Here is a 13,712-nt window from a genome sequence, read left to right on the forward strand (position 1 = left end):
GCGACGCCATCATATAGCGCGTCACACTCTCGGCGCGCACCCACCCGCCTTCGTTACGGTGGATTGCATGCCCACCCTCCCCGTTTCCCCCAGCCGTACCGGAGGCCGCGGACGGTGAGCCGCTTCGACGACTTCCTCGATCGGGTTCTCGGTACCCGCCGCGCGACCATCGACGCGGTCACCGAGGCGCCGGCGCCACTGCAGCCGATCGATCTGACCGACGATGCAGTGGTCGCCGAGGCGCTCGACGTCGCCGTGCGTGTCGGTGAGGTCCTGCTCGCCTCGGGCACCGGCGCGATCGACACCGCCGAACAGGTGCGGTTCGTCGCTGCCACCTATGGTCTGGCGCAGTGCGACGTCGACGTCACCTACAACTCGATCGTGCTGTCGGCCTATCGCGGACCGACCATGCCGCCGTCGAGCACGATGCGGGTGGTGCACTACCGCTCGATGGACTTCACGCGGCTCGCGGCCGTCGACCGTCTGACCCGCCGCGTCCGCCGCGACGCGATCTCCCCGGCGCAGGCGCACGAAGAACTGCTCGCCATCACCACCAAGGCGCATCCGTACAACCGTTGGGTGGCGACGATCGCGTGGTCGGCGATGGCCGCCTCGATCTCCGTGCTCCTCGGCGGCGACGCGCTGGTTGCGCTCGTCGCCTTCGGTTCGACGTTCGTGATCGACCGCGTCAACCGCAAACTCAACGCGGCCGGGTTGCCGTTCTTCTTCCAGCATCTGGTGGGCGGCATCGTCGCGACAGCCCCGGCGATCACGCTGTACGGGATACGGGAGACGATCGGGATCGAAGTGTCACCGGGACTGATCATCGCGGCCGGCGTGACGGTGCTGCTGTCCGGTCTGTCGCTCGTGGGTTCGGTGCAGGACGCCATCACCGGGGCCCCCATCACGGCGTCGGCGCGTTTCTTCGAAGTGCTGATGATGACGGGCGGCATCGTCGCGGGTGTCGCGACGACCCTGCGGGTCGCGTCGGTGTTCGGCGCCGAACTCCCTCTCATCAGTTACGAGGCACTTCCCGACCTCACACAGCTGCCGACGAAGATCCTCGCCGGTGCCGCGGCGGCGTTGTTCTACGCCGTCGCCTGCTACGCCGAACGTCGCGCTCTCACGGTCGCCGCGCTCGCCGGCGCCACCGGCAGCCTCGGCTACCAGCTCGCGCTCGGGTTGTCGCTCGGTCCGATCATCTCGTCGGCGCTGGCCGCGACCGTCATCGGTTTCGCCGGTGGTCTGATGGCCCGCCGCGCGCTCACGCCACCGCTGGTCGTCGCGGTCGCCGGCATCACGCCGCTGCTGCCCGGTCTCGCCCTCTATCGCGGCCTGTACGCGATGCTCCGCAATCAGATGGCCACCGGCATGACGGCGCTGTTCTCGGCGTTCGGTATCGGGTGCGCGCTCGCCGCGGGTGTCACGCTCGGTGAATGGCTCGCCCGCCGCACGCGCAACCCGCGCGGTGTCCTCCGCGTCGGCGCGCTGCGTCGCCCGCAGCTGCGGCGGATCCCCCGGATCCGGCTCGACAAGAACCGCCCGGTGTGGCGTCCGGCGCCCGGCCTCGCCACGGGTCCCATCCCGGTGGGATCGCTGCACACCGGCCCGATACCCACAGCTCCCGCGACGGGCCCCATCGCGACGGGTCCGATCGCCACCGGTCCGATCGCCACCGGCCCGATCGCCACCGGCCCGATACCGACGGGCCCGATACCGACGGGCCCGATCGCGTCGGGTCCCCTGGCCACGGGCCCGATACCTCTCGACCCACACGGGTCGTCGTCGGGCCGGGAGGCAGGATCGTCCGTACAAACGACGAGAGCCACGCTGCGCTTTCGGCGCGGGCGTGACTCTCGGCGGATCTGACGGAAGCGTTCAGCTGCCCTGGCGGGCCTTCTCGTCGGCTTCCATTGCGTCGCGAAGGCTCTTCGGACGCATATCGGTCCAATTCTGCTCGACGTACTCGACGCAAGCGGCGCGCGACTCTTCGCCGAATACCACCCGCCACCCCTGCGGAACCTCGGCGAAGGTCGGCCACAGCGAGTACTGCTCCTCATCATTGATGAGGACGTAGAAGCGGCCGTCTTCGTCGTCAAATGGATTCGTGCTCATCTCGCCTCACTTGTTGCGTAGGTGTGATGGTCCGATATCCTACCAAGCTCGTCGATTCCTCCCCCGGCTCCGGGCAGACGGAGCTCTCGGCGTTCGACGATCGAGGTCAGGATCTCACCCGCGCGGATCGCTGCGTTGGACAGCAACGACGCGGTCAGACCGTGTGTCTTCTCGGTTCCGCCCTGCAGGTAGACGTCGGCCGTGACGTTCTCGGGCAGCGGCAGACGGTAGTCGCGGGCGACGGACAGAACGGGTGCCTCGGGCGCGAGATCACCCAGCAGCGGCGCGAGAGGCGTGGGCTCGAAGCCGGTCGCGAGGACCACCGCATCGCACTCGAGGGTCTCGGTGTCGCCTTCGAGATTGTCGCGGATCTCGACGGTGACTCCCGCCTCGCTCTCGATCGCCGACACGACCTCCGAGGCACGACGCATGAACAAGCGGCGACGACCGCTCACCCGTTCGCGGTATTCGGTCGCGTAGAGCGCCTCGATGAGTTCGGGCGAGACGACCGAGTAGTTGGTGCTGCGGTGCAGGGCGAGCAGACGCTCACGCTCGGACAGCGGGGCCGCGTGCAGTTCGTCGACGACCTGCGGGTCGAAGATGCGGTTCGCGTACGGGCTGTCGTCGGCCGGGCTGTACCCGAAGCGGTTGAAGACGTTGTGGACCTCGGCCTGCGGGTAGTGCGTGTGCAGGTACTGCACGACCTCGGCCGCGCTCTGCCCGGCACCGACCACCACGAAGCGCTGGTGCTGCGGCTCCGGCATGTCCTCGATGTGGAAGAGGAAGTGGTGGTTGTGGAAGCAGCGGGCGGACTCGGTCGCCCACTTCGGGAGCCGGGCACGCAGTCCGACTCCGACCACGACGCTGTGCGCGTACACGACGGCGCCGTCGGCGGTCCGCACGGCGAACAGATCGGCGACCCCGTTGTGGTTGCGGACGGTCTCGACCGAGACGACCTCGGTTCCGTAGCGGACGTCGGCGTCGACGCGCGTGGCCGCCCACTGCAGATAGTCCTGGAACTCGTGACGTGTGGGGAAGAACGTCTGGTGGTTGACGAAGTCCACGAGACGGCCACGGTCGTGCAGGTAGGAGAAGAAGCTGTACGAGCTCGCGGGGTTGCGGAAGGTGACCAGATCTTTGGGGAACGCGATCTGCATCGTGGCGCCCTCGAGCAGCATGCCCGGGTGCCAGGCGAAGGCCGACCGACGTTCGAAGAAACGTGCCCGGATCGCCGAGGAGCGGTTGTCGGTGTTGTGCTCCTCGACGGCGATCGCGAGCGCCAGGTTCGAGGGGCCGAAACCGATACCGACGAGGTCGAAGACGTCTCCTTGCGAGTTGCCCTCCGACCTCCCCGCGTCATCGGCGACAAGGCTGGAACGGTCGGTCATCACTCAACTTCCGTACTAGGGGGTCCGGAGGGGCCCGTGATCGGTTCGTACGAGACTCGAAGGTAGCTCAGGCTAACCTTTGTTCGGTGAGCGTACCAGTGCCCGACGGTCCGCGGGACGTCCCGATCTCCCGGATCACAGGGACCTTCGTCGCATTTCGACGACGGCGGGCGCGGTGGATCGTCGCCGATCCCACCGCGCCCGCCTGCCGATTTCCCGTGTGAAGGGACTCCTCTAGGAAGCCAGGAAGTCCACCAGGATCTTGTTGACCGCCTCGGGCCGCTCGAGATAGCCGTAGTGCCCCGCGTCCGGGATCTCCTCGTAGCGCGCACCCGGAATGGCGTCCGCCACCTCGCGCGACAGATAGGCCGGGATCATCCGGTCGTCGGCGAATCCGACGGCCAGGCACGGCACGGTGATGCCGCGGTAGGCCGCGCGCCGATCGAACTCCCGGTCCATGCCGAGCTGCGCGCGCACGCCCGCCGACACCTTTCCGCCGCTGAACTCGAAGACGTCGAGCCAGTCGCGGGCGGTGTGCTCGTCGGCCAGCGAGGCCGGCGACAGATTCATCACGGCCGTGACGGCGGCCTGATACTTCGGCGGCAGTTCGACGCCGCTGTCGTAGAGCTGCCGCTCGCCCTCGGTGAGCGTCAGCTGGAATTGGTCCATGCGGGCGTGACCGGCCAGGAAAACGGCCTTGCGGACGAGTTCGGGACGGGCGAGCGTCAGCTCCTGCGCGACACGCGCACCCATCGACGTGCCGATCACGTAGGCGGGGCCGCCGAGCAGTTCGATCAGGCCGGCGGTGTCCTTCACCAGGTCGTCGATGGTCATGCCGCCGAGGCTCTCGCCCGACGGTGCGATGCCGCGGTTGTCGAAGGTGGCGACCCGGTAGCCGGCCTCGACGAGCGCGGGCACCTGGTGCAGATCCCACACGCGCCCCGGACTACCCGTTCCCATGATGAGGACGACGAGATCGCCCGTTCCCTTGACCTGGTAGTTCAGCGGGATGCCGTTCACGGTGGCAATGGGCATGAATACCTTCCTCGACGAGAGCGCGGTTGTGCGCCGCGGGTCGGCGCTGTGACGTCGTGCGCCGGAAACACACACGGTGTACCTACTGCACGACCGTCCTACGGTACCGCGACGTAGACGTGCAGGACCGTGCCAGGACCGCCCTCGGAAGGCGGGTGGCGGCGAGCTGTCCGATTCTCCTAGAGTCGAAGGACGATGCGTGCTCGCACAGAGCAGCGACCCCGGGAGGACATCATGGCCGCGGACCCGACCACCGCGAACGACATCGCCGACGAGGATCTCGAACCCGTCGCCGACGAAACCGCACGACAGGCGCAGCGAGTCGTCGCTGCCTACGCAGAGAACGCGGACGAGTGCCGCATGCTGCTGTCGATGCTCGGCATCGGTCCCAGCGACAAGCACTGACGAGCTCGACACCCATCCCGGTGCCGATGTCGGCACCCACACTGCCGGGCCGGCGACGGCACCGGCCCCGAAAGAGGACCACAACGTGACAGCAGGCGAAGCGGACGCAGCGGGGAACCACGACTCGCACGCCGGGTCGGACTTCGTGGTCGTCGCCAATCGCCTGCCGGTCGACCTCGAACGGCTTCGCGACGGCACCACCCGCTGGAAGCGCAGTCCGGGCGGGCTCGTCACCGCACTCGAGCCGATCCTGCGTTCGAACAACGGCGCCTGGGTCGGCTGGGCCGGCGTGGCCGACGCCGAGTCAGGCGTCATCGTCGAGGACGGGCTGACCCTGCACTCGGTGCGGTTGAGCACCGAGGACATCGCCGAATACTACGAGGGGTTCTCCAACGCCACGCTGTGGCCGCTCTACCACGACGTGATCGTGCGTCCGGAGTACCGGCGCGAATGGTGGAACTCCTACGTCGAGATCAACCGCCGCTTCGCCGAGGAGACCGCGAAGGCCGCCTCGGAGGGCGCGACCGTCTGGATCCAGGACTACCAGCTGCAGCTGGTGCCGAAGATGCTGCGGATGCTCCGTCCCGATCTGACGATCGGCTTCTTCCTGCACATCCCGTTCCCGCCGATCGAGCTGTTCATGCAGCTGCCGTGGCGCACCGAGATCGTGGAGGGTCTCCTCGGCGCCGACCTCATCGGCTTCCATCTTCCCGGGGGTGCCCAGAACTTCCTGTATCTCGCCCGACGTCTGGCAGGTGCCCAGACCTCACGCGGTAACATCGGCATCCGGTCCAAGCTCGGCGTGGTCCAGGTCGGCTTCCGCTCGGTGCGCGTCGGCGCTTTCCCCATCTCCATCGAATCGGGCCGGCTCGACCAGCAGTCGCGGAGCAAGGCCATCCGCGATCGCGCCAAGGCGTTGCGCAAGGAACTCGGCAACCCGAAGACGATTCTGCTCGGCGTCGATCGCCTCGACTACACCAAGGGCATCGACGTGCGGCTCGATGCGGTGCACGAACTTCTCGCCGAGGGTCGCATGGACCCGAAGGACACCGTGATGGTGCAGCTCGCGACCCCGAGCCGGGAGCGCGTCGATTCCTACGTCCACATGCGCGGCGAGATCGAGCGGACGGTCAGTCGCATCAACGGTGAGTACGCCGAGGTGGGGCGTCCGGTGGTGCACTACATCCACCGCCCGGTCCCCCGCGACGAGCTCATCGCGTTCTTCGTCGCGGCCGACGTCATGCTGGTAACCCCCTTGCGCGACGGCATGAACCTCGTCGCCAAGGAGTACATCGCGTGCCGCAGCGATCTCGGCGGCGCGTTGGTGCTCAGCGAGTTCACCGGTGCCGCAGCCGAACTGCGGCAGTCGTTCCAGTGCAATCCGCACGACCTCGAGGACGTCAAGGACAAGATCCAGGCCGCGATCGAGGTGCCGCGCGAGGACGGCCGCAAGAGGATGCGTGCGCTGCGCCGTCAGGTGCTCACGCACGATGTGGATCGCTGGGCCCGTTCGTTCCTCGACACCCTCGCCAACACCGGCGCCGCCGGACGCGCGCTGATCGCGCCGGGTGAGGCCGGCGAACCCGACCCCACCTGACGGCTCTCTTCTAGATCGGGGTCAACCGGCTGACGAGCCAACGCCCGTCCTGCTTTTCGAGTTCGACGCGCACCCGACTGCCGCTGCTCACCGCTTCGGGGTTCTCCGAACTCGTCGTGATCTGGTTGAGGAACAGCAGGGTCACAGCGTTGTCGGCGTCGGCGGAGACCACCGACGACGCCTGCACGCTCACCTGCACGCTGATCGCTTTCTCCTTGGCGCCCGGCGCGATGATGTTCTTCATCAGATTCGTGTACTCGTCGCGGAAGTCGCCGGTGAGACCCTCCGCGGCGGCGTCGGTCTGCGCGTCCACCTGGTCGTGGGTGTAGGCGAGCATCGCGACCGCCTGTTCCTCCGCAGCGACCCTTGCCTCCGTCCGTGCCGTCTCGGCGGCGGACTGCTGGACGGTGCCGTAGGCGAGCCATCCCACCAGGACCGCGAAAACCACTGCCACGAAAGACAATCCGATCGCGATGTGTGGCAGGTACGAGGCCTTCGGATCCGAAATCGCGTCCGGGACGGAGGTGTCGGCGGCCGAGGTCTCGGCGGCGGTGGATCCGTCCTTCTCTGCGGTCCCACCGGCCACAGTGTCGTCGGTCGTCTTGTCGAGCGTCACGCGATCGTCCTTCTCGTCGGTCACGGCACGAACTCCACCTTCGACGCCAGCAATCTGCCGTTCTCGTCGCAGATCGTCACCCGCAGACGGAAGTCGCGTGCTTCGGGTTCGGTCTGGTCGGCGTTGCTCACCATCGCGCGGGAGGCGACGAGCGACGACGCGCACGTGCCGTCCTCGTTCTGGATCCCCGCTTCGAGGACCTCACCGGTGGTGTCGACGCCGGCCTGTTGCACGACCTCCACGAAAGGCCCTTCGCGGCCCTCGAACTCGGCCTTGAAATCGCCCGTCGCGCCTTCGAGCAGACGTGCGACGTCGGCGTCGGCGGTATCGGCGTTGATGGTGGTCAGGTTGAGCACCGTCTGCCGCGCGGCCTGCAGGTACGCCTCCCGCTTCTCGTCGCGTTCGTTCGCGGACTGCCTGTCGACGATGAGCCAGGCACCGGCCGCGACGAGCGCGATGACCAGTACGGACGCGATGATCGCGACCGGCTTGGCCCATGCCGGCTTCGTCTTCTTGTCGATCTCGTCTGCCATCAGCCCTGCTGCGCCTTCATGTAACTCTCCAAGCTCCGATCTCCACCGAGATCGGCGTGCGTGTACACGGTGCCGTCGGGACCAATGTACGTCCCGGTCTGCGGATCGATCCGTCGCGCCGCGACCCCCGCGGGAGCCGTGTCGCCGCGCTCACCGTAGGAAGCGGGTGTGGGTGCGACGTTCTCCGAGGCCACCGGTGTCGGCGGCCCGGTCCACGGATTGTCCGAATAGGTAGGGCTGTACCCGGTGCGGCACGTGTCGGGCGTCGGTGCGCGACGGCCCGGGTACTCCATGCACGGCAGGTTCCGGGCACCGCGGATCGCGTTCGGATAGTCCTGCGGCAGTTGGCAGAAGACGTCGCCCGGGGTGTCGACCATGGACGTGTCGGCCGGGCTGCGCCACTGTTCCGGCGGCACGAAACCGGCCAGACACGGCGGCGGATCGTGCAACTGCAGGTGGAAGTCCACCACGGCACCGTCCTCGGGCGGGCCGTCGCCGGCCGCGGTGATCAGGGCCGTCGTCATCGGCGGGTACAGCACCAGGATCTGCTCGATGCCGGCGTTGTAGATGACGCCCACCTCGCCGACGCTCACCAGATTCGCGAGCAGCAGCGGCAGCGTCGGTTTCAGGTCCTGCAGTAGCGATTCGGCTTCGGCGGCAGCGCCCGGTCCGATGTCGAGCAGGGCCCGCAGGTCGGGGTCGCTCTCGCGCAGACGATCGGTGAACGTCACCATGTCGCGTGTCCACGACCGGATGGCGTCGCTCGTGACCACCTGCGTGTCGAGCAGCGGACCGATCTGGTCGATCAACTGCCGTGTCTCGGCACTGTTCGCCGAGGCCTCCTGCACGAACAGGCGCGTCGAGTCGATCAGTTCCTGCAGTTCGGGTCCGGAACCGTTGAAGGCGTCGAACGCCTCGTCGACCACGGTCTGCAGTCGCGTGTCGCCGATCGAGGCGAGCAGCACGTCGGCCTGGTCGAGCAGGGCACCGACCTCCTGCGGCACCGTCGTGCGGTCGATCGGGATCACGTCGCCGTCGGCCAGACGTTCGCCGCCCGAGCCGTCGGCGCGGGGCACGAGATCGACGTACTGCTCACCGACCGCCGAGACGCTGCGCACGGCCGCGTCGACGTCGGCGGGGATCTTCGCATCGCTGTCGAAGGACAACGTCGCCTCGACGCCCGTCGGCGACAACGAGACGCTCCGGACGGTGCCGACGGTGTTGCCGCGGTAGGTGACGTTCGAATGCGGGTACAGGCCACCGGTCGACTGGAGTTCGACGACCACCTCGTACCGCCCGACCCCGAACAGAGCGGGCAGCCGCACGTACATCAGCGACATCACGACGAGTCCGACGACCGTGAGGATCGCGAAGATCGTGAGCTGGATGCGGACGAACCGCGTGAGCATCATGGCGCGGGCACCCCCAGGGGCAGGCCGGGAATGGTGATCTCACCGATGCCGGGGATCGTCAGTTTTCCTTCGGGACCGGGCGGTGGCGGCGGTGGCGGCTCGAGCGGCGCACGGAACGGATCGGTCGCCTGTGCGGCGAGTCCCGCGTCGCGGCCGAGGATGCCTTCCGGGCCGGCGAGGCGTCCCGCGAGCGGCGTCCCGGACAGGAAGTTCAGGTCGAGGCGGTCGAGGGTGAGGTCGATCGTCATCGCGAGGTTCGCGTAGTCGCCGCGGATGATGTTGTTGATGCCCGCCTGCGGGAAGGGATAGGTGAGCAGCACACCGAGCACCTCGGTCAGGGCACTGCCCGAATCGGCCAGGGCCTTCAACGTCGGCGCGAGCCCTTCGAGATTCGCCTTCAGATCGTCGTTCGAGGTCTCGACGATCCGGCTCGCCACGGTGCTCAGCTCGCCGAGCGAACTCATCGCGGCCGTGAGGTTCGAGCGCTGATCGGCCAGCACCTCGATCGCGGGCGGCAGTGCCTCGAGAGCCCGGACGAGTGTCGCGTTCTGGTCGTTCACGGTCGCCGCCAGACGGTCCATGCCCTCCAGCGCGGCGATGATGTCACCGCGCTGCGTGTCGAGGGTGGAGACCAGTTCGTCCAGGCGCGGGAGCAGGTTCCGGATCGAGTCCTCCCGGCCGACGAGCGCCGCGTTCAGTTCGGTGGTGATGTCGTTGATCTGCGCGAGTCCACCACCGTTGAGCACCACCGACAGCGACGAGAGTGTCTGTTCGGTGGTCGGATACGCACCGGCGCGTTCGAGCGGGATGACGTCGCCGTCCTCGAGCCGGCCCTCCGGGGGTTCGCCGACAGGCGGAATCAGTTCGAGGTGCTGCGATCCGAGCAGGCTCGTCTGCCCGATCCGGGCGAGCGAGTTGGCCGGAACGATCACGCCTTCGTCGAGCGAGACCGTCACGAGCGCGTGCCAGCCGTCGAGTTCGATCCCCGAGATCGACCCGACGGTGACGTCGTCGATCCGCACGGGCGAGTTCTGGGTCAGGGTCGTCACGTTGGGCATCTCGATCTGCACCTCGTAGGCACCCTCCCCGCGGCCGGCGCTGCCGGGCATGGGAATCGAGTTGAGTCCGTCCCACTCGCAGGCGGTGAGCGTCGTGCTCACCGCGACCGCGGTGGCCGCGACGCCCAGGCGGCGGAACATCGAGCGGCCGGTCATCGCACTCCTCCCGGCTGCAGCAGAGAACCCAGATCCTGCGGGACCTGCAGCGACGGCAGGCCGCCGAGGATCCCGTCGAGCGGCGACGCCGCTTCCGACAGCGACGGACCGGGTGCGGTGCCGCGTCCTTCCGACGCCCCTTCGAGCCAGGGTTCGGTGTAGACGATGTCGTCGGGGAAGGCCTGCACACCGGCGAGCGGATTGACCAGCAGCGGAAGGTAGTTGGCGTTGATGGACGACAGCACCGGGCCGAGTTGCTGGCGGCACAGTTCCTCGCTGCGCTCGGAGGTCGCGTTCGCGGCGGCCGCGACCGACCCGCACATCCACTCGACGGGGTTGGCGAGGTTGTTGATCGCGAGTGCGCCCGTGAGCGAACCCTGCGCGGGCTTGTAGATGTTGTAGAAGTTCGCGAGGGAGGTCGGGCCCGAGTGCAGCACCCGCTCGATCTCGGGACGTTTGCGGACCAGCACCTCGGTCGCATCGGCCAGCCGCTCCACCGATTCGGTGAGCTCGGCCCGGTTGTCCTGCACGAACCGCTGTACGTCGCCGACGGCGATGTTCAACTCGGACAAGGAGACACCGAGCTGGTCGGAGCTCTGCGCGAGCACGTCCGAGACCGACGCGAGACGACCGCCGAACTGCACGATCTGTTCGTTGCTCGACGAGAGGACCGACACGAAGGTCTGCAGGTTGCGGATCGTCGAGAACAGATCGGTGCGTCCCTCCGAGAGCGTGCGCATCGTGTCCGACAGCTCCCGAAGGGCCTCGCGCACGGTCTGCCCGTTGCCCTCGAGATTCTCGGCCGCGGTGTCGATGAACCGGCCGAGAGATCCCTGCGGATCGAGTTCCTCGGGACCGAGCGCTTCGGACAATCGCATCAGTTCGGTCTTGATCTGGTCCCACTCCACGGGAGAGGCCGTGCGCTGCATCGGGATCGTCGCGCCGTCCTCGATCGTCGGGCCACCCGAGTACACAGGGGTGAGCTGGACGAAGCGCGCCGAGACGAGACTCTGCGCGATGACGACGGCACTCGCATCGGACGGGATCTCGACGCCGTCGTCGACCTTCATCGTCACCTGTACGAGGTCGTCGCGGGGTTCGATGTCGCTGATGCGCCCCACCGAGACGCCGAGCACCCGTACGTCGTCGCCCTCGTACAGGCCGCTGGTGGACGCGAATTCGGCGTGGATCGTGCGTTTGCCGAGGTCCGGCAGGACGAACACGGCGAGGGCGCCGAGCACGAGCACGACGACGGCGCCGATGATCACCGGCACCAGCAGGGGTGGGCGACGGCGGGCGGTCGTCGGGGCGGTATCGGTACTCATTCGCCGTCCCTCTTGATAGTCGGGGGCCCGTCCGGGATCACGTCCTGGAGATCCTCGGGGAGAAGATCGGGCGCGACCTGGCTGTCCACGATGGCCTTCCACCACGGCGCCGGCAGGATGTTGGACACGTAGGCGTTGAAGAACGGTCCGCTGGCGACGGATTCCCCGAGTGCGCTGATGTACGGGCCCAGGCCGTCGAGCGCCCCGGCGATGTTCTCCTTGTTCGCCTGCAGGTTGGCCGTCACGAGGTTGAGCTTCTCGAGTGTCGGTGCCATCTGCGCCTGGTTGTCCTGCACGAGCCCGGTGAGCTGACGTGAGACGGAGGAGATGTTCGCGATCAGTTCGGTGATGGCGTCGCGGCGCAGGCTCAGTTCGCCGAACAGGGCGTTCGCGTCGACGATGAGCGCGTTGACCTGGTCGCTGCGCTCGGCCAGGATGCCCGTCACGCTCTCGGCACGCTCGAGCAGTTGGTGCAACGACTCGTCGCGGGCGTTGATCGACTGCGACAGGCGGGTCATGCCCTCCAGGGCGCCCTGGATCTCGGGCGGGGTGTTCTCGAGGGTTTGCGACAGCGCGTCGAGCGAGTCGTTGATGCGATCGGTGTCGAGTTCGGAGACGGTCGTCGTGAGATCGCCGAGTGCGTCGGTCAGTGAGTACGGCGAATTGGTGTGCTCGATACCGATGATCGAGTTCGGGCGCATCACACCGTCGCCACCGGGGCGCAGCGCCAGCGATTTCCGGCCGAGCACGGTGTTGGTCTTGATGTCGGCTCCGGTGGTGTCGCCGAGCCCGATACCGTCCCGGATGCGGAAACTCACCAGCACGGCCTGACCGTCGAGGCGCACCTCGGTGACGTCGCCGACGTTCACGCCGGCGAGCATGACGTCGTCGCCGGGCACCAGACCGCCGGCGTCCTGGAAGCGCGCCGAGTAGCTCAGGCCCCCGGAGAGGAAGTGCAGCTGGTCGTACTGCAGACCGGCGAGAACGATCGCGGCGGACACGGCCAGGCCGATGATGCCCGTGCGGATGTAGTTGGGGTCACGGGGTGCACTCATTCGACCTTCGCACACCTTCCCGTGTCGTGGTTCGCCGTGGTGTACCGGATGGTGGTGCCGTCCGGTCCGGAGAACTTGAAAGTATTGGCACAGAGGAAGAATTGGAAGAAGTTTCCGTATGCACCCACGCGGATGAGTTTCTTGTAGTCGGAGGGCAGGCGTTCGAGCGTGCGGTTGATGTCATCCTTGCCGAGGTCGAGCTGGGTCATGGTGCGGTTCGTCTCGGCGATGACCGTCTGCAAGTCGGGCCGGTTGTTCTGCAACAGCGCGGCGAGATCCGCGGTGCCGGAGGCGATCGGCGGGATCGACGCGCCGATGGGATCACGATCGGCGGACAGCCCGCCCACCAGGGTGTGCAGCTGTTCGATCGTGTTCTCGAACTCGCGGTCGTGATCGTCGATCGTGCCGAGGACGGCGTTGAGGTTGTCGATGACGTCGCCGATCAGCTGGTCGCGGTCGGCGAGTGAGTTGGTGAACGAGTTGGTGTTCCCCAGCAGCGACACGAGCGTGTCGCCCTGCCCCTGGAAGACCTGCAACAGAGCTCCGGAGAGGTCGTTGACCTGCTGCGCGTCGAGGCCCTGCAACAGCGGCTTGAACCCGCCGAGGAGCAGGTCGAGATCGAGGGCGGGTTCGGTCTGCTCGATCGGGATGTTGCCACCGGCGGGCAGGACGTCGACGCTGCCGGCACCTTCGAGCAGTTCGAGATACCGGTCGCCGACGAGGTTCTCGTATCGCACGGTGGCGCGGGTGCCGGTGAACAACGTGTGTTTCGCGTCCACGTCGAACTCGATCTCGGCGGTGTTGTCGCGGCCGATGTCGACCTTCTTCACCGAACCGACCTGCACCCCGGCGATGCGGACCTTGTCGCCGGCACCGAGACCGGAGACGTCCGTGAAGGTGGCCCGGTAGTTCTCGGTGCCGGTGAACCGCGCCTGGCTGAACACGACGGCCAGCCCGGCGAAGATCAACGTCATCGTGACGGCGAAGATCAGGAACTTGACGGTGGTCGCTCTCATG

Annotated in this window: 13 protein-coding genes; 3 read left to right on the top strand and 10 right to left on the bottom strand. The window is 67.5% G+C overall.

The genetic code is table 11. The features are described from left to right. The first annotated feature begins 114 nt into the window (after positions 1–114). Positions 115–1,869, top strand: a complete 1,755-nt coding sequence (locus M3330_RS08650) for a threonine/serine exporter ThrE family protein (protein WP_255028520.1) — start codon at positions 115–117, stop codon at positions 1,867–1,869. 9 nt (positions 1,870–1,878) lie between these two features. Here the strand turns inward: M3330_RS08650 and M3330_RS08655 are convergent, their stop codons facing one another. The 3 genes from M3330_RS08655 to M3330_RS08665 all read right to left on the bottom strand — a co-directional run bounded on the left by M3330_RS08655 (position 1,879) and on the right by M3330_RS08665 (position 4,538). Continuing rightward, entirely contained in the window at positions 1,879–2,115 is a 237-nt protein-coding gene (locus M3330_RS08655; protein WP_006551884.1) for an MbtH family protein, read from the bottom strand. Further along, positions 2,112–3,503: a lysine N(6)-hydroxylase/L-ornithine N(5)-oxygenase family protein gene (locus tag M3330_RS08660; protein WP_006551885.1), complete on the bottom strand. Its 1,392-nt coding sequence runs from the start codon at positions 3,501–3,503 to the stop codon at positions 2,112–2,114. The genes M3330_RS08655 and M3330_RS08660 overlap by 4 nt, the downstream gene beginning before the upstream one ends. A 234-nt stretch (positions 3,504–3,737) precedes the next feature. After that, the gene (locus tag M3330_RS08665; protein ID WP_006551886.1) at positions 3,738–4,538 is read right to left on the bottom strand and encodes an alpha/beta fold hydrolase; all 801 of its coding nucleotides are present in this window, start codon (positions 4,536–4,538) and stop codon (positions 3,738–3,740) included. Between the two features lie 195 nt (positions 4,539–4,733). Here M3330_RS08665 and M3330_RS08670 point away from each other — a divergent pair, with 195 nt between their 5' ends. Both M3330_RS08670 and M3330_RS08675 read left to right on the top strand, forming a co-directional pair. Next, a complete protein-coding gene (locus tag M3330_RS08670) occupies positions 4,734–4,943 on the top strand; it encodes a hypothetical protein (RefSeq protein ID WP_016692417.1) in 210 nt (69 codons plus the stop codon). An 85-nt stretch (positions 4,944–5,028) separates the two neighbouring features. Beyond that, a complete protein-coding gene (locus tag M3330_RS08675; protein WP_006551888.1) occupies positions 5,029–6,540 on the top strand; it encodes a trehalose-6-phosphate synthase in 1,512 nt (503 codons plus the stop codon). 10 nt (positions 6,541–6,550) lie between these two features. Here M3330_RS08675 and M3330_RS08680 read toward each other — a convergent pair whose 3' ends face one another. The 7 genes from M3330_RS08680 to M3330_RS08710 are packed head-to-tail and all read right to left on the bottom strand — an operon-like array spanning position 6,551 to position 13,711. Then, positions 6,551–7,180 carry a hypothetical protein gene (locus M3330_RS08680; RefSeq protein WP_006551889.1) on the bottom strand — a complete coding sequence of 210 codons (630 nt, stop codon included), beginning with the start codon at positions 7,178–7,180 and terminating at the stop codon, positions 6,551–6,553. After that, positions 7,177–7,689 carry a hypothetical protein gene (locus M3330_RS08685; protein ID WP_006551890.1) on the bottom strand — a complete coding sequence of 171 codons (513 nt, stop codon included), beginning with the start codon at positions 7,687–7,689 and terminating at the stop codon, positions 7,177–7,179. Before M3330_RS08685 ends, M3330_RS08680 begins: the two co-directional genes overlap by 4 nt. Beyond that, complete coding sequence (locus tag M3330_RS08690) at positions 7,689–9,101, bottom strand: MCE family protein (protein WP_255028527.1); 1,413 nt, start codon at positions 9,099–9,101, stop codon at positions 7,689–7,691. Before M3330_RS08690 ends, M3330_RS08685 begins: the two co-directional genes overlap by 1 nt. Continuing rightward, positions 9,098–10,315, bottom strand: a complete 1,218-nt coding sequence (locus M3330_RS08695; RefSeq protein ID WP_255028528.1) for an MCE family protein — start codon at positions 10,313–10,315, stop codon at positions 9,098–9,100. Before M3330_RS08695 ends, M3330_RS08690 begins: the two co-directional genes overlap by 4 nt. Beyond that, positions 10,312–11,640 carry an MCE family protein gene (locus tag M3330_RS08700; RefSeq protein WP_255028529.1) on the bottom strand — a complete coding sequence of 443 codons (1,329 nt, stop codon included), beginning with the start codon at positions 11,638–11,640 and terminating at the stop codon, positions 10,312–10,314. Before M3330_RS08700 ends, M3330_RS08695 begins: the two co-directional genes overlap by 4 nt. Further along, positions 11,637–12,695: an MCE family protein gene (locus tag M3330_RS08705; protein ID WP_019290089.1), complete on the bottom strand. Its 1,059-nt coding sequence runs from the start codon at positions 12,693–12,695 to the stop codon at positions 11,637–11,639. Before M3330_RS08705 ends, M3330_RS08700 begins: the two co-directional genes overlap by 4 nt. Then, positions 12,692–13,711, bottom strand: coding sequence for an MCE family protein (locus M3330_RS08710; protein WP_024102956.1), 1,020 nt, complete (start codon positions 13,709–13,711; stop codon positions 12,692–12,694). Before M3330_RS08710 ends, M3330_RS08705 begins: the two co-directional genes overlap by 4 nt. Position 13,712 lies beyond the last annotated feature (1 nt).

This window comes from Rhodococcus sp. GA1, assembly GCF_024321955.1.
GTDB classification, from domain to species: Bacteria; Actinomycetota; Actinomycetes; order Mycobacteriales; family Mycobacteriaceae; genus Rhodococcus; species Rhodococcus pyridinivorans.